Here is a 21,970-nt window from a genome sequence, read left to right as displayed (position 1 = left end):
GTGGTACGGACAGCCTGTCCGTCAGCACTTGAAGCACCTGAATTTCAAAGATTATCATAAAATCATTGTTATAAAACGGGCAGGATGCCCGTACCACAAACAAATGGATTCAATCATCACATTCATCGGAGAAAATATCCAGCTTATTTATATCCTTATCCTCTCCATTTTTGTCGGGATCGAGGTCATTTCCAAAGTACCGTCGGCGTTGCATACGCCCTTAATGTCGGGTGCCAATGCCATCCACGGAGTGGTCATCATCGGCGCCATCATCGTGATGGGGCACGCCGAAGCCGGCAATTGGCCTGCTTTGATTCTGGGTTTTCTAGCCGTAATTCTCGGCACGCTCAACGTGGTCGGCGGTTTTGTGGTCACCGACCGAATGTTGGAAATGTTTAAAAAGAAGAAGTAAAACTTAGCCTACAGTCAGTTAAAAAAGGGCAGTGACTGTACATTCTTTACCGTAAACGAACACTGAAATGCTGCAACAATATTGGTTATACCTCATTTATCTTTTAGGTTCTGTCTTTTTTATTGTGGGTTTAAAAATGCTTTCCGGCCCGAAAACTGCCCGCAATGGTAACTTTTTGGCCGCAGCGGGTATGACACTCGCCATCTTAGGAACCATTTTCATGCATAAGAATGAAGAGGGCGAGTCTATCGGCAATTACGGCTGGATATTCGGCGGTATCGCCATCGGAACCGTACTGGGCTGGATATCGGCTAAGAAGGTAAAAATGACGGCCATGCCCCAAATGGTGAGTCTTTTTAACGGAATGGGGGGCGCGTGCGCGGCCTTGATCTCGTTAGTAGAATTCGGCCACCTGCATGGCGATACTCCTCCCATAACGATGTTAACCATCGTAGCCGGATTGGTTATCGGAAGTGTTTCTTTTTCGGGAAGTATCATTGCTTATGCTAAGCTGCAGGAGATCCTGAAAAAGACCTTCAAACTTCCCGCCCAAAATATCTTTACCATTATCCTGATGGCAAGTATCCTAGGACTGAGCGTTTATCTGTCCTTCGGTCACCCTTCTTCAGGGTTGTTATATCTCATTTTTGCCCTGTCATTAGGATACGGTATTCTGTTTGTGTTGCCCATTGGTGGTGCAGATATGCCCGTGGTCATTTCGCTGCTGAACTCTTTTACGGGAGTAGCGGCGGCCTTCGGCGGTTTTCTGTACGACAATCAGGTCATGCTTACGGGAGGAATCCTGGTGGGTTCGGCCGGTACGCTGCTCACAATCCTGATGTGTAATGCCATGAACCGGTCGTTGACCAACGTAATTTTCGGTTCATTTGGCGGCGGCGGTGCAACGGGCGGCGACACCGGCGCAACCATCGGCGGGACGGTCAAAAGCAGCACGCCTTCAGATGTAGCTATTTTGATGAACTATGCCCAAAAAGTAATCGTGGTGCCGGGCTATGGTTTGGCGGTAGCACAGGCACAGCACGTCATTCATGAACTCGAAGCTATTCTTGAAAAACGTGGTGTAGAGGTAAAATATGCCATTCACCCCGTGGCGGGACGGATGCCGGGCCACATGAACGTACTGTTGGCAGAATCGAATGTGGCGTATGATAAGCTTGTGGAAATGGAAGAGATCAATGATCAATTTTCTACCACCGACGTAGTCTTTGTGGTAGGGGCTAATGACGTAGTAAACCCCGCCGCGCGCAGTAATCCTGCCAGCCCTATCTATGGAATGCCCATCCTCAACGCCGACAAAGCCCGCACCGTGATCGTGAGTAAACGCTCTATGGCCGCAGGTTATGCCGGTATCGACAACGAGCTTTTCTATTACCCTAACTGCCTCATGCTCTTCGGCGACGCCAAAGATTCCATCACAAAAGTAGTAACAGAGTTAAAAGGTATGGACTAACAGGTCTTTTTCAGCTTCGGAGAAGCATAACCTTTGTAGCAATAATGATTATCAATTAAAATTACCAAAGCTTCGGAGAAGCGCAACCTTAAATGAAGGTTGCGCTTCTCCGAAGCTGAAAAATGTGACAATCCAAACGTTTCTACAAAGGTTGGACCTCTCCGAGGTCGTTATAATACATCAAGCAGTCTAAAAAAATGTTCCTGAGACAGGGAATATTAATCAAATCTTTAAAGCCTGTTGGTAAAAAAACGCCAACAAGGGCAAAATGCAATCGTCAATCATTTAGTCGAAAAATCCAAATTCACCTCTCTTCCGGCACTATTATTTATTTTTTACCTTTTAGGAATACTATTTCTTCAAAATTAGTGAGGTAAAATTCCGACGCATTCTTACTTTTGCTTCACCATTACTAACCTGATTACTTTGTGAGAATAATTTATGCACTGATCGCGGTCAGCTTTGCTGTATCTGCGATTGCCCAAAATCAATCAACACCGGCCAAAAAGAAAGGCAATTTATACTTTAATTGGAGCTACAACCGGGAATGGTATTCCAAAAGTACTATTCGTTTCAAAAACACCACGACCGACAACTATGACTTCACTTTCATAGATGCCAAGGCCCACGACAGCGCCGATATGCACGAATTTTGGCGCATTACGCGGCTCACCATTCCTCAATACAACATGAGTTTGGGGTATTTTTTTAAAGGTAAGCATAACTTAGGGGTAGAAGTAGCCTGGAATCACCTAAAGTATGTGGTTACTGACAATCAGGTGATTCACGTAAGAGGCAACATCAGAGGACGTTACATTGATAAAGATACGCTTGTTACTCCAAATTTTGTTCACCTTCAACATACCAACGGCAACAACTATCTTTTGTTCAATCTGACCAAGCGACACCAACTGTGGCATACCAAAAACCTACAATTGAGCGGAATAGGCAAAGTGGGAGTTGGACCACTGGTTTCTTATACGATCTCAACCATATTGGGCGATTACGACAGTGGCCGTTTTCACCTGCAAGGTTGGGTGACGGGCGTAAGCGGTGGTCTCAGACTGGATATTTACAGGCGGTTCTTTGTTCAATCTGATTTTCAGGCAGCTTTTGCCAATTATACCGGCAGTGAGTTAGGCTCCGATCACGTCGGTCGTGCAACGCATCATTTTTTCTCTTGGCAAGGCATTTATGGCTTTGGAGCGAATTTTTATTTTTAATCAAACAAAACCTGACTGCTCTTTCACCCAAATCGATTACTATGCTCAAAAGGAGATAAAAGGCTTATTATACAACGGCCTTGTTGGTAAAATATAACGTTTTCAATTTAATTGCTTAATTTTCATCCGATTAAACCTCTACACACATGAAACGTTATTTACTGCTGTGCCAACTCGCCTTTTTATCGATCATTCATACTCATGCCCAATTCAGTGTTGGTGCAGACGGAATTTTTATCGGTGCCAATACCGATGTATCCATTGATGGCCTCACGCTCCGCCCTTCCGCAAATCTTACGTTGACCAACAAAACCATGCAGGTTTCGGGAGGCCCTATCATGAGTTCTCCCCCAAGTATTTCGCGGGTTTATCCTTTCAGCGACGCGTTTACGTTTGTGGGAAGAGTGGGACTTTTTTATAAAACATCTGAGTTGAACGGCAATGCAGAAAGTGGCTTACAGATAATTCATGCCAATACAAGCTACGTGGTGACTTCGGGAAGTGTTCAAAATACGACGACTCATTACGTGTACAATGACTTGGTCGCTCCTACCACGTTCAAGTACATTACCGCCGGAACCGCCGGAGCTTTGCCCGTTACATTAATGGATTTTACAGCCCGAAAAGTAGAAAATACGGCTCAAATCTCCTGGAAAACCACCTTAGAAATCAATAGCGACTTCTTTGAAATTCAGCGCAGCACCGACGCAAAACTCTGGCACTCTTTGACCAAAATACTCGCCGGGAACGAAAGTCAAACGCTGCTTTCTTACTCTTTCACGGACAAACAGCCGCTTTCGGGCACAAATTATTACCGCCTCAGAATGGTCGACAATGACGGCAGTTTTTCTTACAGCACGATACGAAGCTTGCAGTTTGAAATTGCTACCGAACTCACACTCTTTCCGAATCCGGTAGTTGAGAAACTTCAGGTTAAGGTCGATGATTGGGCTGAAATAAAGGGCATAAAACTCCTTGCCAACGACGGGAAAACAGTATACGAATCGGGACAACAGCCTGCGCATGAGATTGATATGAGAAACTTTGCGTCGGGTACTTATCTAATGCAGATCACTCGTTCCGATGGACGCGTCAATGTCAGTAAAGTCTTGAAATACTAAATCGCTGTTATACAAAAGAGCGGCTACCTCAACAGGCAGTCGCTCTTTATTTTGGAGGTCAACGGTGTTTTTTAGCCATAGTTACAACAGCAAGTTAGATTTCTGTTCGAAAAATAAATTAACTTTCGAATCATAATTGATTGCCAACCAATGAAATGATCTTTTCTGAATGCTTCCTAAGTTCAATTCCAAAATGTTAAAAAGTACACGAGAAGATTAAATTCAAAAACCCACAAAACGACCTACTATTCATTGTAAATCCTCAACTCAATGAAAAACTTTTACCCTCCTCTACTGATTTGCGCAGCATTACTGCCGTCAATGCTTTTCGCTCAGGGCCGTCCGGAAGATTATCAGCGGGCAAAAAAAATGAAGGAAGCCATGGATAAATTATATTATGCGCCGGCTTCCATCAATTGGTCATCAAGCGGTCAATGGGCTTGGTATCTTGTCAAGACGCCGCGCGGCAGGGAATTTTTTGCGGTCAATCCTACCACTAAAGCCCGTCAATCAGCCTTCGATCAACCTCAATTGGCTCAGAAACTTTCAACAGCCATCAACGGAAAGATTGAGCCATACAATCTGCCGTTCTCCACTTTCAGTTACAGTAGAGATGATAAAGAAATTGAATTCAATGCCGAAGGGTTTGTTTGGGGATACAACCTTACCTCAAACAATCTGATCAAAAAAAGGTCCGTTCCCGTAGTGCCTGCTCGGTATTGGGGCGCAAATGCCGGCGACCAAACCGACAAACCCGTTTTATCGCCCGACAGCAGTTGGATGGCTTACACGAAAAACCATAATCTGTACATTCGTGCGATCAACACTAAAAAAGAAATTCAGCTAAGTTTCGATGGCTCCGAAGGTGATTTTTATTCAGGTTTTGTACAATGGTCGCCCGATTCTAAAAAACTGGTAACCAACAAAGTAAGACCCGGTCAAAAACACGAGATCTATTTTGTACGCTCGTCACCGGAAGATCAATTACAGCCCAAACTTGAAAGCCGCGATTACCTCAAACCCGGCGATGCGCTGCCCATTCGACGACCTCAATTGTTTTTGATAGAAGAACGAAAACACATTCCCATCGACGATGCACTGTTTAATCAACAATACAATCTTTCGCGCATGGAATGGCGCAAAGACAGTCATGCTTTTACCTTCGAGTACAACCAACGCGGGCATCAGGCATATCGCATTTTAGAAGTAAATGGCGCCAACGGAGCTATTCGGGCGCTCATTGATGAGCAAAGCAAAACCTTCATTGATTACAGCGGCAAACGCTATCGCTACGACGTTGCCGACGGAAAGGAAATCATCTGGTTATCGGAGCGCGACGGGTGGAACCACCTCTATCTCTTTGACGGTCAAACGGGTAAGGTTAAAAATCAAATAACCAAAGGCGAATGGGTAGTGCGTGAGGTAATTCACGTTGATGAAGCCAAACGCACCCTGATTTTTGCGGCAAGCGGCATCAATCCCAAACAAGACCCTTATTATGTTCACTATTATCGCATCAACTTCGACGGCTCCGGCCTTACGCCTCTTACCACCGAGAATGCCAACCATATTGCTTCGTTTTCTCCTGACAAACAAACGTTTATTTCTATTTCATCGCGCGTTGACATGCCGCCCGTGACCGTTTTACGCTCGGCTGCGGACGGCTCGCTGCTCATGAACCTCGAAAAAGGCGACATAGCAGAATACCAAAAAGCGGGCTGGCGTGCACCGGAAGTATTCACCGCCAAAGGTCGCGACGGTAAAACCGACATTTGGGGCGTTATTGTTCGCCCTTCCAATTTTGATCCCAAGAAAAAATACCCGGTCATTGAGTACATTTATGCCGGGCCGCACAGCTCTTTTGCGCCAAAATCATTTATTGTAGACGAGCGGGCCCGCCTCATGTCTGAAATCGCCGAGTTAGGTTTTATTGCAGTACAACTCGACGGCATGGGCACGTCCAATCGCTCCAAAGCTTTCCACGATGTTTGCTGGCAAAACCTCAAAGACGGCGGTTTCCCCGACCGCATCTTATGGATGAAGGCGGCAGCAACGCTTTATCCTGAGATGGATATTAGCCGGGTTGGTATTTTCGGCAATTCGGCCGGCGGACAAAACTCCGCTGGTGCGTTACTACAACATCCTGATTTTTATAAAGTTGCTGTTTCTTCGTCAGGCTGTCACGATAACCGAATGGACAAAATATGGTGGAATGAATTGTGGATGGGTTATCCCATTGGTCCGCACTACGCTGAATCTTCCAACGTGACCCACGCCCATAAATTGGAAGGAAAACTGCTGCTGATCTTGGGCGAAGTGGACGACAACGTAGACCCGGCATCCAGTCTTCAACTTGTGAATGCGCTTATTAAAGCCAACAAAGATTTTGATTTTCTGATGGTTCCCAACATGGGCCACTCTATGGGAGGCGATTACGGCGAGCGTAAACGGCGCGATTTTTTTGTACGTCACCTGCTTGGCGTTGAGCCACCGTCTTGGTCTGTACAATTATCATCAGGCAATGAGTCTAAAGGAAAATAAATACATTTAAAGCTTCAAAATTAAGTAGCGTATCCAAGTGTTGCGAAACATTGGATACGCATTTTTTCTTTCTTAAAGTCACCAAACAAACGTAGCAATCATCGCGAGAATGGCAGGAATGGCCTGCACAAAAAATATCTTTTTATCAGCCGATACTGCTCCGTAAATTCCCGCCACGATAACGCAACCCAAGAAAAATCGGGCAACATTCTGACTCCATTCTGCATCGTTTATCAACAAAGACCAAATAAGTCCTGCCGCCAAAAAGCCATTGTAAAGTCCTTGATTGGCCGCAAGGGAGGTGGTTTTGGCGAAAAACTCTTTGGGATATTTGGTAAAAACTTTCGGTCCTCTCGTAGTCCAGGCAAACATTTCCAGCCATAAAATATATAAATGCTCCACAGCCACCAGTCCGATGAGGATTTCTGCGATTATTTTCATTGTCTTTGAAAGATTTAGGATTGATCTATTCACTTCAACGAAAGTAGCCATTAATCTTTCTTTTGCAAATTAACCTTCGACGTTTAAACCAAAGCGGTTGGATGCTATCAAACCCCCGTCCATTTATTCGTATAACATTCCATCAACGCCATGAAAAAATTAGCGGTCTACTCCTTTTTGTTTGTGCTTTTTGCCTGTAAAACATCCGAGATTTCACCTAAACAATACGATTTTTCGGCGGTCGATAAACTCATAGAAGATAATCTTGCCGCATACCAAAACAACATCGTGGTACTGGTAGCTCAAAACGGAAAACTCATTTACCAAAAAGAAGTCAACCTCACGGCCAAAGACAGCCGACTGATCGCGTCAGCGTCTAAATGGATGTCAGGCGCAGTCATTATGGCACTCGTAGATGATAAAAAAATCACGTTGGATGATACCGTCGGTAAATTCCTGCCTATTTTCACCAAGTACAAAAAAGGCAATATCACCATTCGGCAACTGTTTTCGCACACCTCCGGATTTCCGGGAGATTCCCCTCAAAATTATGAATACCGTGCTACCCTCACCTTGGCAGACGCCGTAGATTCTCTGGCGATTTATACAAAAATGCTCCACGCACCGGGCACTACGTTCAACTACGGAAGTGTCGGAATGCAGATTGCAGGTCGCATTGCAGAAGTGGTTTCGGGCAAGCCGTGGGAAACATTATTTAACGAAAAAGTAGCTACTCCCTGCGAACTAACTGCCTCTTATCTACTGACCGGGCCGAAAAATCCGCTGATTGCCGGAGGCATATGGACCTCGGCCAACAGTTACCTGAACTTTCTGGAAATGATCGTCAACAAAGGCACCTTCAACGGAAAACGTGTTTTGAGCGAAAGTGCCGTTGCTGAAATGCTCAGCGACCAAACCCGGGGCGCTGTGATCGAAGGAACACCTTACCCTTCCAATCCTTATTCTGATTTTCCCACGCCGGTGGTCAGGTACGGCATCGGCAACTGGCGGGATGTTGTGAACAGTTCAGGAAATGCCTTTGAAACCAGCAGTCCGGGACTGTTTGGGACGCATCCGTGGCAAGATTCCAAAAACAACGTTGCGGGCATTATCTTCACAAAAACAGAACAAAAACTGAGCAATGCAGCCAGTCTCCAAATCCGCGCAAAGATTCGAGAGATCATTGAAAAATAAGACCGGTGCTGCATTAGAATAGCGACAAGCCGGTGTGCCGTTTACGAACATTTCACCGTGTACATTGTACCTCTTTTGTAAATTACAGGCAAAAGTCAGAAGATGAATGTAGATAAATATCCACTTGAAGCGTCCGGTAATTTCATTGAATTTCATTTTACAAGCATTGGCCCTAAAGGAGAAATTCGGAAGAAGATTCGATATGTACCAATGGATATTTTAAATGTTTGGAACTTAGGATTTGGAGATATTAATCCAATTACGGGTGACGTCAGCGACGAAATTGTTTCAAACAACGGCGATAGGCAAAAAATATTAATTACGGTTGCTCAAACAGCTATTGAATTTACGAATCACTATCCGGAAGCAATCATTTACGCAGAAGGAAGTTCGCCTTCCAGAACAAGGCTTTATAGAATTGGAATCAGTAATAACTTTGAAATGATTGATACAATTTTTATAGTTTGGGGATTGTCAGAAGATAAGTGGGAGCTATTTGTGAAGGGAAAAAACTATGAAGCTTTCTTAATAAAACGAAAATAAAAGTTAAATTTGAGTATGAAAACGATTACAAAGCGCCGAATAGAATCCCCAAAAGATACCCAAATCTTCATTAATCGTTTGATTAATGAAAATCAAAAGCACAGCTTTTTCGAGCAAAAAGCAGAAAAAGCCAACAAGACACTCAAAAGAGTTGGTTTACCTAAAGAATTGACAAAATAGTCCAGCTCTCTTCCGTAAAGAGTTTTTATTCTCAGACGTTTTCCGACGCCTCCGTTACTTGATGATCTAATTCACTTCTACGACTTTTGGGTATGGAATTGCGTTCTTCTGCTTTTTCAAGCAATAACCTACATATCCGAATGAAAAGAAGAAAGTTTATGGCGGCCTCCTCGCTGCTTGGCCTTGGAGCGGTTTCGCCCAAATTGGTTGCTCAATCCGTTAAGAAGAACGACAAAGAAGTATATGAACTGCGTTCCTACGAAACGAAAATGGGAGGAATGGGCCGCTTGGAAGCCTATATCCAAACAGCCCTGATTCCGACACTTAATCGCTTGGGAGCGAGCAAAGTCGGCGTTTTTAAAGAAATGAGCAAAGATGATCCCGCCAAGTTGCATGTGCTGATCGTGTATACTGCACAGGAGCAGTATTTTCAAATTCACGGTCAATTGAAAACCGATGCTGATTATCTCAAAGCTGCTGAAAGCTACCTGCAAACCCCGGTTGACAAAGCCACTTTTGACCGCCAAAGCAGTTCGTTGATGGTCGCGTTTGACGGTATGCCCAAATTGGCCGTGCCTTCCAAAGAACCTCGTCTTCTGGAGTTACGCACCTATGAAGGCTACAACGAAGACGCCGTTCGCCGTAAGATCAAGATGTTTAACGACGCCGAAATTGCCGTTTTCAACAAGACCAAGCTCAACATTGTGTTTTTCGGAGAAGTACTTATCGGTCCGCGCATGCCGTGTTTGACCTATATGCTGACATTTAAAAACATGGAAGAGCGTAACGCCAACTGGGCGCAATTCAGCGCCGATCCTGATTGGAAACAAATTTCCCAAGCTCCCGAATACGCCAATACTGTTTCCAGAATCGAACGGATTTTCTTAGAACCAACAGCTTATTCGCAGATATGAGTTTAAGGGAACAAGGATAACCGGTACTCTTTACTACAAAAACGTTTGCTTTTATCCATAACTTAGTAAGTTAGAGGCAAAAGCAAACGTTTTCATTTAGCCACTAAACGGAAAAGCTCACTACTCGCTACTGATCACTACTGAAAACTTACGGCAAGGCAAACGCTACATAACTGTCTCCTTTGGCCGTTCCCAATTTAGTACCTCCGCACGCAATGACCACGTATTGTTTGCCATTGGCCTGATAGGTGCTTGGCGTGGCAAAACCGGCGGCCGGGAGTTTGGTTTCGTACAACAATTTCCCCGTTTTCTTGTCAAACGCCCGAAACATTCCATCTTTAGTAGCAGCGATAAATAACACGCCGCCTGCTGTAATGACCGGGCCGCCGTAGTTTTCGCAGCCCGTTGGCGGAATCCCCTTAGCAGACAATTCTTTAAATTCCCCCAAAGTGATCTTCCATGCGTATTCTCCTGTATTGAGATTGATGGCACTCAACTGCCCCCAGGGCGGATTGATGCCCGGATAACCGTCTTTATCCAAAAATTTATTATAACCCGTTGTTTTATAGGGAACGCTCGAAAATTTATCGACAACCGCATTACTGCCCGCTTCTTTTTTCTCTTCTCCAAACAGAAAAGCGATCAACGCATCTTTTTCCATGGCCGTCAGGTACGAAAAGCCCGGCATCATTCCTTTTCCATTCGTGACAAGTGTATGAACATAGGCCCGGTCGCGACGGGTATTAATATCTACCAACGAGGGATAACCGCTTTTAGGATTTCCTTTGCGTTCGGTGCCGTGACAAGCCGTACAATACTGCACATAAGCCCGCTCACCTGTAGGAAGCATGGCTAATTTATCCATTTTAGGCTTATCAACAATGGTCATGATCCACGGCATCTCGTTGGAATTCACGTATAAAATACCTGTTTCAGGGTCGTAACCTGCCCCGCCCCACTCACCACCGCCGTCGTAGCCCGGAAAGATCAGCGTTCCTTCTTTGCTTGGTTGTTCAAACTGATTACGGTGACGAATACTTCGCAACGTAGCGGCCAATTCTTCTTTGTTGGCTGCGTAAGGGTTTATGTCATTGACGGTTACACTCTGACGCGCAAAAGGTGCCGGTTTGAGCGGTACCGGTTGCGTAGGCCACGGTTTTTCGCCCGGCACTCCATTAACAGGAACGGCAATTTCTTTGATAGGAAAAAGCGACTTTCCCGTTACCCGATCAAAAACGAACACAAATCCTGACTTTGTGATCTGCGCCACGGCATCTATTTTCTTTCCGTCGCGATTGACCGTCACGAGCGTGGGGGCCGAAGGCAGGTCTCGATCCCACACGTCATGGTGGACAAATTGAAAATGCCACAAGCGCTTACCCGTATTGGCATCAAGTGCCAACAGGCAATTGGCAAAGAGATTTTGGCCGGGACGATTGCCCCCATAGAAATCATATCCCGCCGATCCCGTCGGAACAAAGAGAATGCCTCGGTCGCGGTCAACGGCCATGCCCGCCCAATTGTTGGCGGCTCCTACGTCTGTATTTTTGTAATTATTTTTATCCCATGTAGTATATCCAACTTCGCCGGGATTTGGAATGGTACGAAAAGTCCACGCCAATTTTCCCGTGCGTACATTGAACGCTCGAATATGCCCCGGCGCAGCGTCCGGCCCTTCGGATAAGCGCACCGGCATAATGATCAGGTCTTTGAAAACAGTGCCCGGCGTATTGGAACAAATGAATTTGTCTTTGGCCGAATCGGGCAAACCGTTGTGTAGATCCATGCGTCCGTTTTCGCCAAAGGATTCGATGGGTTTGCCGGTGGCTGCTTCCAATGCATAGAGCCACTGTCCCGCGCTGAAGAAAATTCGTTTATCGTCGCCATCAGCCCAATAGGTCACTCCACGGTTGGTATTAAACCATTGTGGGTCTTTAGATTCTTTGAATTTCCAAAGTTCTTTTCCGGTGGCGGCATCAAGGGCAAATACCTGTACAGAAGCCGTTGTGCCATACAATACGCCATCGACCATGATGGGATTGCACTGGATCTGTCCTGTGGTATCGCCGGAATGATATTCCCATGCCACCTGCAAATTTTGGACATTTTCGGTCGTAATTTGAGTCAGGCTTGAATAATGGGTACGTTCAGGCCCGCCCAAAAATTCACTCCAGCCCATGTAACGATTTTTATCATCGGCGACAGAGTACCACGCGGAAGCAATAAGTGCCACCCCGGCAATTGTGATTTTGAGCAAAAAAGTAAATTTCATAAGGAGCGTATGTTAGCTGAATCCAAAAGCACAATTCAGGCCTTTTTTCATGTTCCAACTATAGAAAAGGAGAATACCGTTTACGAATAAGTACTGAATATCTCCGATTGTATGCTTTGTTTTTTGAGTCGTAACCGGTATTTTTACCAACCATCTTTAGTAGATTGATTTTGTTTCCTGTTCGGACCCAATATTTTGTTTTTTTGAAAAGTAGCCAAAATGGCACGGTTCGTGTGAAAGATTGTATAAATAGCTACCCAAAATATTGGTTCATAATGTTCCAAAAAAGGCTTGTTACCGGCTTACTTTTGTTGGCATTTACCTCCTTATGGCCTGTATTTGCCGAAGGAGTTGACTCAACAAATACGCACGGTTCAGTGCCTTTAAAGGTACCTTCACTGCCCGTAAATATACCAAAACGAAACCCCAATCTACCTCCCGGAGAAACGCCGAAATTTACGGACAAACGTTTCAAACAACTTAACAACGCGGGAATTCAGCAGGCCTACCAACTCAGGCTTCACAGTGCTCAATCACTGTTTCGACAAGCCCAAGAATATTCCCCTACCAACGATACGTTATTGTACAATCTCTCGTTGGTGACGGGTTTGATGAAAAACTACGATGCCGCCTTGGAGATGATGACACATACGGGAGTTGGACGGCGGTATCTGCACAATAAAGGCGTATGGGAAGCTCAAAAAGGCGAGATCAATAAAGGCCTCGCTACTTGGGAAGCAGCCCAAACCACCGATACGTTGCTTTTCAACATGGCCTTGGCAAACTACCGACTCAACGAACTCAAAAGTGCCCAAGACCACGCAAAACGCATCGGGTTTGCCAAAGCAGCTGAATTCCATGAATTAACTGCCAATGTTCTTTTCAGGCTTGGTGACTACAAACAGGCTGAAAAGTTGTATGAAAAAGCGGAGAAATTTGCCGTTAGAACCGGCCGTCATGCAATAGGTCCACGCCTGCTTGTTCAGCGAGGAAATGCCCATCTGGCCCAACACGAATACGAGGAAGCTGAAGCGTTATACCGCGAATATTTAGACCAAAAAGACCCTTATTATCGTTTTGCAGCCCATTTGGGACTGGGACATGCCTTATACCGGCAACGGAAATACCAACTTGCCGTGCTGGAATACGATGCCGCCTGCCGCCACAATGACGTTTCAGCAGAAGCTTGGTTGAGCTTGGGAAATGCCTATGTGGGCACCAACGGACAGCGGCAGGCACAAAAGGCCTTTGAACGAGCGCTTGATCTGGATTCTACCCAAAAAAGTGCGTGGCTGGGACTTGGCATGGTCTATTATCGCTTACGAAATTTTGGCGAAGCCGTCTGTTGTTTTGATCTGGCGGGGGATATTTTGAACAATAAAAATCGCCAACACGCGGATTTTTTTGCAGCGCGGGCTTTTTGTCGACTTTATACCGAACAGTCAAAATTGGCCAAAGATGATGTTCAGACAGCCGTTCGATTATCAGGGCATGGACTGCTTCCGTGCTTGGCGATGAGTGAATATTTACGCATCGAAGGGTATTTTCTTTCCTCGTTGAAATGGCTTGAAAAAGCCATCAAAGCTAACGAAGAAGCAAGTGTTCGTATGCTTGTTAATCGGGGAAATATATACCTAAAATGCCGTGAATATGAAGACGCATTAGACGACTTTTCGGATGCTCACCGAATGGATCCAAGCAACGTAAATGCCAGCAACGGTTTGGCGATATCTCTTCTGAATAAAGACGAAATCGACCGCGCCAAGGTTATCTATGACAGTCTGTTGCGGCAACGTAAACTGGCGATGTTGTACAACAATCGGGGCATTGTGCAGTCGTATTTATCACTTCGAGAGCGTCATGAGCGCAACCACAAAGATGAGACCAAATTTTCGACACTGTCGATGCAGGACTTTGAAAAAGCCTTGGAAGTCGATTCTACAAAAAAACCTTATCATGTGAATATCGGCAATGTCTATAAAAATCGCAACGAAGAAGCGCCCGCTATTGAGCATTATCAACAGTACCTGAGCCGACACGCCATCAATAATATGGGGGTATTGTTTGCGAAAGAATCTCGCAGGGATTTTTCAGGCCATTACCTCGACATTGCCATCAGCTACGACACTGCCAATGTCATTTATCTATACAATCGGGCCAAACTTTACCATGATCACTTTAAGGACGTGTTCGCCGGTCGTGCGGATCTGAAGCAGGCCTTTAAGCTTATGCCAACCAACGACATCAGCCTTAAATACAGTCCTGACGGTTTTGTAACGATCTTCTTATTTGATTACGATTTTGAAACATACCACTTTCCCGGTGACCCGCTTTTTGACGTAAAGGCACAACCGATTGATGACTTTGCGTTTTTGCCCTCTATGGATTTTATTCCGATGGCCGGCGGCGGAGATGTCTTCAAAAAAGGAAAAGGCGGATACTTGGTGACTAAAACTCAATTACGGTTCAGGCCCGCCTCACGCAGAAATCGGGGAAAAACGTCTTGTCCGAAGATGTAAGGAAATTATTCAAAAAGAGAAGCAGTCTACAAAATCAAAGAAACAACTTTTCACCGTAGAGTACATTCTCTATTCCGATGATTTCATCAATAGACTCCCAAAATACATTGTAAGCACTTACTTTGAAATTTTGACGTTCTACCGGGGTTGCATTTTGCAGCAAATCTGACCAATCCAACGGTATCCAAATTTCACGCCCGTCGTTTAACCAAAAACCTACCTGATTATCAGTCACTTTGACTTTAGCAAAGGTAGGCAAATCCTTAAATTTAGGGCGCTTTCCTGATTTTGTAGTTGGGCGCAATATGGTTTGTGTTGCAGTAATACTCATATTGATTACAAATTTCATTCATTGATTCGGCTAATATCTGCTCTATCTTCCTTAGTTCTTTTTTATTGAAACCCACATGATCTGCTAACTCAAAATGTTGATTTTCAAAAATCCAGTATTTGCAAAGTTTGTTAGCATCATCTGATATATGAATATGAAAGGGTTCATTTACCATATCAAACATTCTAAAAAAAAACCGAAGACCAAATCGTATAAATAATGTCGGCATTGTAAAATTAAAAATACTTCACAAAGATATCAATGATTCTTCTGACTTTATCAGTATAAGGAGGATACAGAAACTTCATGGTGCCGAATTGCCGTTTAGACACGCCTCTCAGATTGCTGAATTCCTGAAAACCAAAATAGCCGTTTGACTTCCCGATACCACTGTTGTTGACGCCGCCAAAGGGTAACTCAGCATTTCCGAATTGAAGCATCAGATCATTGATGACTGTATCGCCCGCCGTGGTATTATTCAGGAAATAATCAATGTTTTTAGAATTGCTGCTGTGAATGTAAAGCGCAAGCGGTTTTTCTTTGCTGTTCACATACAAAATCACTTCTTCTTTGTTTTTATAGGTAAGCACCGGCAACAGAGGTCCAAAGATCTCATCCTGCATGATTTTCATACTATCGTTGACGTTCGTCAATAAAGTTGGCTCTACATAGTTTTGTTCCGCCAATGTTTTTCCACCAATCGCTACAGAAGCGCCTTTTGCCACGGCATCTTCCAAGTATCCTTTCAAACGATTAAAATGACGATTATTGACAATTCTTGCATAACTGTCTGATTTTTCGGCGTTTCCATTGTACATTTTTTGCAGTGCTTCGCCATAGGCGCTAATGAATTCTTCCTTTTTAGATTCATGGATCATTACGTAATCGGCGGCGATGCACGTTTGCCCATTATTAAGACACTTACTCCAAGCTGTCATTTCCGCTGCTTTTTTAATGTCGGCTGTTTCGTCGATGATGTTCGGAGATTTGCCTCCCAATTCCAATGTCACCGAAGCCAAATGTTCGGCGGCGGCGCGCATCACAATTTTTCCGATAGCAGGTGCGCCCGTAAAGAAAATATGGTTGAAAGGCAGTTTCAGCAATTCCGTGGCTACTTCCGAATCTCCTTCAAAAACAGCCACTTCATTTTCCGCAAACAGATCGTTTATCATTTTTTTGAGAAAGAGCGAAGTGTGTGGCGTCAATTCAGAAGGTTTCAAGATGGCAACGTTCCCCGCCGCAATGGCAGAAATAAGGGGCTTAATGGCTAACGCCAACGGATAATTCCACGGGGAAATGATCAAAATGTTACCCTTAGGCTCGTGTTTGATATAATTGGACGTACCGATCATACCCAACGGCGTCGGAACCCGTTGAGGTTTTACCCAGTGTTTCAGGTTTTTACAGGCGTATTTTATTTCTGATGTAATGGTATACACTTCTCCAAGCATTACTTCTACGCCGGGCTTACGAAAATCATCATACATCGCCTTTTCTATCTCCGGAAGATGGGCCATGATATAGTCCAGCAACGCTTTTAGTTTTTCAACTCGCTCGTTGGCACCGGTCAGTGCTATATTAGCTGCATTTTTATGTTGGGCATCAAAAACGCGTTGCAGGTCAAGGGTCGAGGTTGGTTCAACGGCTACCATTACAGAATATATTGATTATTAAGTGGTTATAAGAAGAGAGGTCTTTTTAGGGAATACTTTTTTCGAAAACACGAGTACTGCCATTTCGTTCCAATTTCTATCTTTCGTCTCATTATTTCTCACCAAAAATACAATTTTTAAGGAGATTGCAGATGTATTTTTAGTAAAACTGAAAATTCCTTATTTTTACTAAAATTTTTATCAAAATTGCCATGAGTATTGTCAGCGATAATATGAAGTACCTGCGTAAGCTTCACGGAATGACGCAGGATCAGTTTGCCCGCCGTTTGGGCATTAAACGTGCTTCAGTAGGAGCTTATGAGGAACAACGGGCCAATCCCAACATTGATGTATTGAAGTTGATGTCAAAACTTTTCAACGTATCTGTGGATGATTTGCTAAAAAAAGACCTGCGTAAAATCCGTGAAACGCCCAATATGCTGCCGATAGACAAGCCCGCCGCTACTCCACTTGTAGCCGAACCAAAAGGCGTAGAACCTCAGACATTATCCAGCATTTTTGACCAGTATTATACACCTCCTGCCGCCACACCCCGTCCACAGCCTGTACCGGTACCGCCTGCAGTATCGTTGCCACCTCCGGTAGTGGAACCACCCAAGCCGCCAACTCCGTCCGCGCCCTCTGTTTCTGCGTATCAGGCACCTTCTTTCAATAATAAATACGATAACAGCACCGGCGCAACGATGGTACAAATGCCGTCGGCAGAATATGAAAAAACCTCACCTCAGTTAATTCCTTACGTGCGCCAAAGCCAATGGAAGGAATACATTGAGAAATTCAACCAGAATGAGTATATCAAACGGTTACCGGTTTTTCAGTGGCCGCTTTTACCCAATGGCTCCTACCGGGCATTTGAAGCCGGAGATGATTTTACGTACTCAAATGCGTTTTTGATCGGACAATTTATCGGCAATTGGTACGATATTGCGGATGGAAAAACCTACTTATTGGTAGCCCGAAACCTGGGCGTAGTATGCCGACGGGTATACAATCAAGTAAAGATCAAAGGGACTCTTTTGCTCAGTTCAGATAAAAATACCATTCCCACCTTCGAAGTTCCCCTGAAAGACGTATTGGAAGTTTGGGAAATTAAAGCATTTTTCAGTACTGTTTTGCCCGAGCCTACCGTATCTTTGGATCATCTGAAGCATTTGGTCAATCAAATGCAGGAAGAGTTAAATCAAATCAAAAAGTAAGGCAGTTAATTGTTACTCGTTATCCGTTAATCGTCTTGGCAACAACACCGTTAACCTTAACTTTTTAACCATTAGCGACAAACCTAAAAAATGTCCAAAGTTATTTTAATTACGGGAGCTTCTACCGGAATTGGCCGCGCAACAGCCGAATACTTAACACAATTAGGACACCGCGTGTACGGCACAAGTCGCAAACCTTTTACTGACGTTGTGCCTTTTCAAACACTCCTTTTGGATGTTAACGACGAAGCCACTATTCATGCCGCGATTGCACAACTTCTTCAACGTGAACATCGTCTTGACGTACTCATCAATAATGCCGGATTGGGCATCATCGGCGCACTGGAAGAAACGCCCGATGATATGATCGAACAGGTATTCAACACCAATGTGTATGGCTTGCTCCGAACCTGTCGGGTGGCATTACCGATCATGCGGCTCCAGAATAATGGACTGATCATCAATGTTGCTTCCATTGCAGGGCGTATGGGTTTGCCTTATCGCGGTATTTACAGCGCCAGCAAAGCCGCCGTTGAGATACTGACCGAAACGCTGAACATTGAGCTGAAACCTTTCGGCATTCGGGCGTGCAGTATATTGCCGGGCGATGTACGCACCAACATCAACGCCGCACGCCTCGTAGCTATGCCATCTCCGGCGTCTCCTTATCGTTCATTGGTAGAGTTCATGAACACGATCGTCAATGACGAGATCAGGAAGGCGCAAGATCCCATTTATATTGCCAAGATCATTGAGCAGGCCATCAATAGTTCGTCCCCCCAGATCCATTACATTGCCGGGCCGTTTGTACAGCGATTTTCGCTTTGGCTCAAACGTTTTCTGCCCAGTCGTTTCTTTGAATACCTGTTGAAAGGCAGTTATGGTCTTAAATAACAGCAGAACAGACTTTCCGGGTTTTAGTCCGGCATAATAAACTTGGAAAGTCTTAAATGTCTATCCTTTGGTCTGGTAAAACTTCACCCCGTGTTGGCGTAAAAAATCCTTGATGATGTTTCCGCTAATACATACTCCTACGTGCAGAAAAGGGTGGTTGGAAACTTTGGCGCGTTGCGTACCGATCCATACGTCACGGTTGACCATATCAAAACCTAAGTGAAGGTGCCGCGTAGACTGTTGCATGCCATACACCGCTCCTGTCGTATCAAACAATGGACCGCCGCTTTGGCCCACCAATCCGGGAGTACTCATCTCGATCGCGTAAGCCAGTCCCGTTTCGTCGCCGATAAAACGGGTCACAATGCCGTCGATGGGAAAAGCAGGCGTTACGTGAGGTGCCGCACCGGTCCATTCAATATCATCCAGATCAGCATTGTAACGAAAATTGTTGAATTCCGAGAAAGGATACCCCAATCGACACAATGACTTTCCGGGTTTTATAGCCTGTCCGTCAGCCAAAAATTCGGCCGGTCGGCCGTAGTATGATTTCCCGTCGGTTCGGAAGCGCAACAGCGCCAAATCGTATTTTTGGTGATAGGTTACATCAATGTGGGTCAGGCTGTCAAAGCAATTGATGAAATCCATTTTTTGGGTAATAATGGTACCCAACGAAATACCGTGCTTTTGTTCCAATCGCTTTTGATGCAAACGAAACTGAGGGTCGCGTTGATACTTGCGCATTTCAGCCGCAAACAGCGTATAATTTTGCTGAACCGCCGAGGCATTAACGATGATCTCAGCCACGTGTCGGCACGTCACGGCGTAGCCGGATTCGTTGACAAAAAACATGGTAGCTGCACCGGGCAATACGTCGGATTGGTGGTATAAACGGGTAATAATATGAATAGGTCGGGTAAACTCGCTGATTCGCTCAATGGCTTCGACAAACATTCGTAAAGGGTTGGTTAGAATTTTCCGAAAGTACTGCAACTTTCAGGAAGATTAATAGCAATTCCTGTACCACAAAGAAAAAGCTAAACAGTCAAGTGTTTTGTTTGCTGTAAAACACTTTGATTTTAAATCAGTTAACAAAAAGGATAGTTCTAAATTAGCTTTTTTTTGTTTGACCCCGGATGGGGTCAAACATAATGCAAAGTAATTTCATGAACCTACTAATCTTAAAACAGTTTTCGGAAAAGGACGATAATTGAACTATCTCGTTGAAATGACTTTATTTATGCTTAATATAAATTTTCAAAGGCATCTTCTTTTCTTTTAATGTAAAAACCTTAATCACTAGACTCTATGAATTATAGATTTTGGATTTTTTTAACATAACCCCTATGGGAAAGACGGTTTTATTTATATATTTGTCATAAGAACATGAAACCGATAGCTTCCACACATATCGTCAAAAGGCTCATTTGCTGGGTATTATTACTGCAAATGATTCATGTATCTATGGATAATGTAAGCCCATCCGGTTTTTCCGGAAGAGGTTTTTTTTATCAGGCAACACCTTCCAATAATCCAACCGATACTCTTTTTGAATGGCTGGCAATAACCGTTTTTAACACCTCGCACCATCAGGACGTCCCTTCTGGCGACCCAAGTGAAGAGCATAGCCTCTTAGAAGAATTCAGTGTTTGTCTTATTTGGCCTCCCCTTGATCTGGAATTTATTCACACCATTGACGCAGAGCTTTACACTGATAATTTCGGTCATTATTTAGACAACTTCGTACCGCATTACAGCGAGCCTAATTCTCCCCCGCCAAACCGGGCTTAAGTTTACACTTTACTCAAAGTGCTTCTTTTTTTTCCGATGAATGCCGAGCCTCTGTCTACACGGATGTTCCGGTGTTCTGCTATATAATCCACATTCCCATTAATTAATCGTTATCACCATGAGGAAATCATTCGTATGTACCACGATTGTGGGGCTGGCCATGATGGCATGCTCTACTCCCAACCAAAAAACCCAAACCGCCCGCGACAAATTTCAAGTGACCCAACCCGTCGCCATTGATACCATGTATCATAGCGACTACGTATCAGACATTCATTCCGTCAAAAATGTTGAAATCAGGGCACGGGTAAAAGGTTATATCGAAAGCATTCATGTAGATGAAGGCAAATCCGTTAAAAAAGGACAAGTGATTTTTCGGATCAGTAATCAAGAATACAAAGGAGCGTTGCTGCGCACTACTGCCGCGTTGAAAAGTGCCATTGCGGAAGCAAAAACGGCCGAATTGGATCTGCAAAACGTCAAAAAATTGGTTGATAAAAATGTCGTTTCCAAAACCGAATTGGACATGGCAAAGGCTAAACTCGACGCCCTGAACGCCCGCGTGGAACAGGCCGAGTCGGAAGAACAAAGCGCCAAGCTAAATTTATCTTATGCTGAAATCAAGGCGCCCTTTGATGGCATCATTGACCGTATTCCCAATAAGATCGGCAGTTTGATCGACGAAGGAACATTGCTCACTACGCTTTCCGACAACAACGAAGTGTACGCTTATTTCAACGTTTCCGAAAAAGAATACCTTGAGTTTGCATCGGGCAGCAAAGAAGCCGCTAATCGCAATGAAGTGTCGCTCATTTTGGCCAACAATGAAGAGCATTCTCACAAAGGATTTGTCGAAACCATTGAAGGAGAATTTGATAACGCCACGGGCAGTATTGCCTTTCGTGCCCGTTTTCCGAATCCGGAACGCATCCTCAAACACGGTTCCAGCGGCAAAGTACGCATTTTGAAAAAAGTCCGAAATGCTTTGGTCATTCCCCAAAAATCAACTTTTGAGATTCAGGACAAAATCTACGTATACGTCATTGACAACGATAACAAAGTGCAAATGCGCAGTTTTGTACCGAAGCTGCGTATTCCGCATTTGTACATTCTGGAATCGGGTCTAAGCATGAACGATAAGATCATTTATGAAGGGATTCAGGACATGAAGGTAGGAATGCAGATCGACCCCGAAATGGTGCCTTTAAAGAAGATAATTAACCAATTGGAACGGCAATAAAAGGGCTGTTCATT

General features: G+C 44.4%; 20 protein-coding genes. 14 read left to right on the top strand and 6 right to left on the bottom strand.

Annotation, left to right across the window (positions count from 1 at the left end):
• The first annotated feature begins 103 nt into the window (after nucleotides 1–103).
• The 5 genes from ACQY73_RS25820 to ACQY73_RS25800 all read left to right on the top strand — a co-directional run bounded on the left by ACQY73_RS25820 (nucleotide 104) and on the right by ACQY73_RS25800 (nucleotide 6,768).
• Complete coding sequence (locus ACQY73_RS25820; protein ID WP_013928540.1) at nucleotides 104–412, top strand: NAD(P) transhydrogenase subunit alpha; 309 nt, start codon at nucleotides 104–106, stop codon at nucleotides 410–412.
• 67 nt (nucleotides 413–479) lie between these two features.
• A complete protein-coding gene (locus tag ACQY73_RS25815; RefSeq protein ID WP_428656627.1) occupies nucleotides 480–1,883 on the top strand; it encodes an NAD(P)(+) transhydrogenase (Re/Si-specific) subunit beta in 1,404 nt (467 codons plus the stop codon).
• Nucleotides 1,884–2,311: 428 nt separating this feature from the next.
• Complete coding sequence (locus ACQY73_RS25810) at nucleotides 2,312–3,106, top strand: hypothetical protein (RefSeq protein ID WP_428656625.1); 795 nt, start codon at nucleotides 2,312–2,314, stop codon at nucleotides 3,104–3,106.
• Nucleotides 3,107–3,252: 146 nt separating this feature from the next.
• Complete coding sequence (locus ACQY73_RS25805) at nucleotides 3,253–4,227, top strand: T9SS type A sorting domain-containing protein (protein ID WP_428656623.1); 975 nt, start codon at nucleotides 3,253–3,255, stop codon at nucleotides 4,225–4,227.
• Nucleotides 4,228–4,497: 270 nt separating this feature from the next.
• Nucleotides 4,498–6,768 (top strand): DPP IV N-terminal domain-containing protein, encoded by a 2,271-nt coding sequence (locus ACQY73_RS25800; protein ID WP_428656621.1) that lies wholly within the window; start codon nucleotides 4,498–4,500, stop codon nucleotides 6,766–6,768.
• 78 nt (nucleotides 6,769–6,846) lie between these two features.
• On the opposite strand, the gene ACQY73_RS25795 is transcribed toward ACQY73_RS25800, so the two are convergent.
• Entirely contained in the window at nucleotides 6,847–7,209 is a 363-nt protein-coding gene (locus ACQY73_RS25795; RefSeq protein WP_428656618.1) for a DUF1304 domain-containing protein, read from the bottom strand.
• Nucleotides 7,210–7,359: 150 nt separating this feature from the next.
• Between ACQY73_RS25795 and ACQY73_RS25790 the strand changes: the two genes are divergently transcribed.
• The 4 genes from ACQY73_RS25790 (at nucleotide 7,360) to ACQY73_RS25775 (ending at nucleotide 10,040) form a co-directional block, all read left to right on the top strand.
• A complete protein-coding gene (locus ACQY73_RS25790; RefSeq protein WP_428656616.1) occupies nucleotides 7,360–8,403 on the top strand; it encodes a serine hydrolase domain-containing protein in 1,044 nt (347 codons plus the stop codon).
• Nucleotides 8,404–8,505: 102 nt separating this feature from the next.
• Nucleotides 8,506–8,946 (top strand): DUF6934 family protein, encoded by a 441-nt coding sequence (locus ACQY73_RS25785; protein ID WP_428656614.1) that lies wholly within the window; start codon nucleotides 8,506–8,508, stop codon nucleotides 8,944–8,946.
• Nucleotides 8,947–8,961: 15 nt separating this feature from the next.
• Entirely contained in the window at nucleotides 8,962–9,126 is a 165-nt protein-coding gene (locus ACQY73_RS25780; protein WP_428656611.1) for a hypothetical protein, read from the top strand.
• Nucleotides 9,127–9,266: 140 nt separating this feature from the next.
• Nucleotides 9,267–10,040, top strand: coding sequence for an NIPSNAP family protein (locus tag ACQY73_RS25775; protein ID WP_428656609.1), 774 nt, complete (start codon nucleotides 9,267–9,269; stop codon nucleotides 10,038–10,040).
• Between the two features lie 148 nt (nucleotides 10,041–10,188).
• Here ACQY73_RS25775 and ACQY73_RS25770 read toward each other — a convergent pair whose 3' ends face one another.
• Nucleotides 10,189–12,312 (bottom strand): PQQ-binding-like beta-propeller repeat protein, encoded by a 2,124-nt coding sequence (locus ACQY73_RS25770; protein ID WP_428656607.1) that lies wholly within the window; start codon nucleotides 12,310–12,312, stop codon nucleotides 10,189–10,191.
• A 275-nt stretch (nucleotides 12,313–12,587) separates the two neighbouring features.
• On the opposite strand from ACQY73_RS25770, the gene ACQY73_RS25765 reads away from it, so the two are divergent.
• Nucleotides 12,588–14,831, top strand: a complete 2,244-nt coding sequence (locus tag ACQY73_RS25765; RefSeq protein WP_428656605.1) for a tetratricopeptide repeat protein — start codon at nucleotides 12,588–12,590, stop codon at nucleotides 14,829–14,831.
• 34 nt (nucleotides 14,832–14,865) lie between these two features.
• Here the strand turns inward: ACQY73_RS25765 and ACQY73_RS25760 are convergent, their stop codons facing one another.
• The 3 genes from ACQY73_RS25760 to ACQY73_RS25750 all read right to left on the bottom strand — a co-directional run bounded on the left by ACQY73_RS25760 (nucleotide 14,866) and on the right by ACQY73_RS25750 (nucleotide 16,814).
• Nucleotides 14,866–15,180, bottom strand: coding sequence for a DUF2442 domain-containing protein (locus tag ACQY73_RS25760; RefSeq protein WP_428656603.1), 315 nt, complete (start codon nucleotides 15,178–15,180; stop codon nucleotides 14,866–14,868).
• Nucleotides 15,101–15,337, bottom strand: coding sequence for a DUF4160 domain-containing protein (locus tag ACQY73_RS25755; RefSeq protein WP_428656601.1), 237 nt, complete (start codon nucleotides 15,335–15,337; stop codon nucleotides 15,101–15,103). Before ACQY73_RS25755 ends, ACQY73_RS25760 begins: the two co-directional genes overlap by 80 nt.
• 61 nt (nucleotides 15,338–15,398) lie before the next feature.
• Entirely contained in the window at nucleotides 15,399–16,814 is a 1,416-nt protein-coding gene (locus tag ACQY73_RS25750; protein ID WP_428656599.1) for an aldehyde dehydrogenase family protein, read from the bottom strand.
• A gap of 212 nt (nucleotides 16,815–17,026) precedes the next feature.
• Here ACQY73_RS25750 and ACQY73_RS25745 point away from each other — a divergent pair, with 212 nt between their 5' ends.
• Both ACQY73_RS25745 and ACQY73_RS25740 read left to right on the top strand, forming a co-directional pair.
• Entirely contained in the window at nucleotides 17,027–18,031 is a 1,005-nt protein-coding gene (locus tag ACQY73_RS25745) for a helix-turn-helix domain-containing protein (RefSeq protein ID WP_428656597.1), read from the top strand.
• Nucleotides 18,032–18,121: 90 nt separating this feature from the next.
• Nucleotides 18,122–18,925 (top strand): SDR family oxidoreductase, encoded by an 804-nt coding sequence (locus tag ACQY73_RS25740; RefSeq protein ID WP_428656595.1) that lies wholly within the window; start codon nucleotides 18,122–18,124, stop codon nucleotides 18,923–18,925.
• 60 nt (nucleotides 18,926–18,985) lie between these two features.
• On the opposite strand, the gene ACQY73_RS25735 is transcribed toward ACQY73_RS25740, so the two are convergent.
• Entirely contained in the window at nucleotides 18,986–19,879 is an 894-nt protein-coding gene (locus ACQY73_RS25735) for a S1 family peptidase (protein ID WP_428656592.1), read from the bottom strand.
• Between the two features lie 432 nt (nucleotides 19,880–20,311).
• On the opposite strand from ACQY73_RS25735, the gene ACQY73_RS25730 reads away from it, so the two are divergent.
• Entirely contained in the window at nucleotides 20,312–20,716 is a 405-nt protein-coding gene (locus ACQY73_RS25730) for a hypothetical protein (RefSeq protein WP_428656589.1), read from the top strand.
• 118 nt (nucleotides 20,717–20,834) lie between these two features.
• The gene (locus tag ACQY73_RS25725) at nucleotides 20,835–21,956 is read left to right on the top strand and encodes an efflux RND transporter periplasmic adaptor subunit (protein WP_428656586.1); all 1,122 of its coding nucleotides are present in this window, start codon (nucleotides 20,835–20,837) and stop codon (nucleotides 21,954–21,956) included.
• Nucleotides 21,957–21,970: the final 14 nt, after the last annotated feature.

Origin of the sequence: Runella sp. (assembly GCF_965279615.1) — a bacterium.
GTDB lineage: Bacteria > Bacteroidota > Bacteroidia > Cytophagales > Spirosomataceae > Runella.
This window is presented reverse-complemented; position numbering and strand designations above follow the sequence as displayed.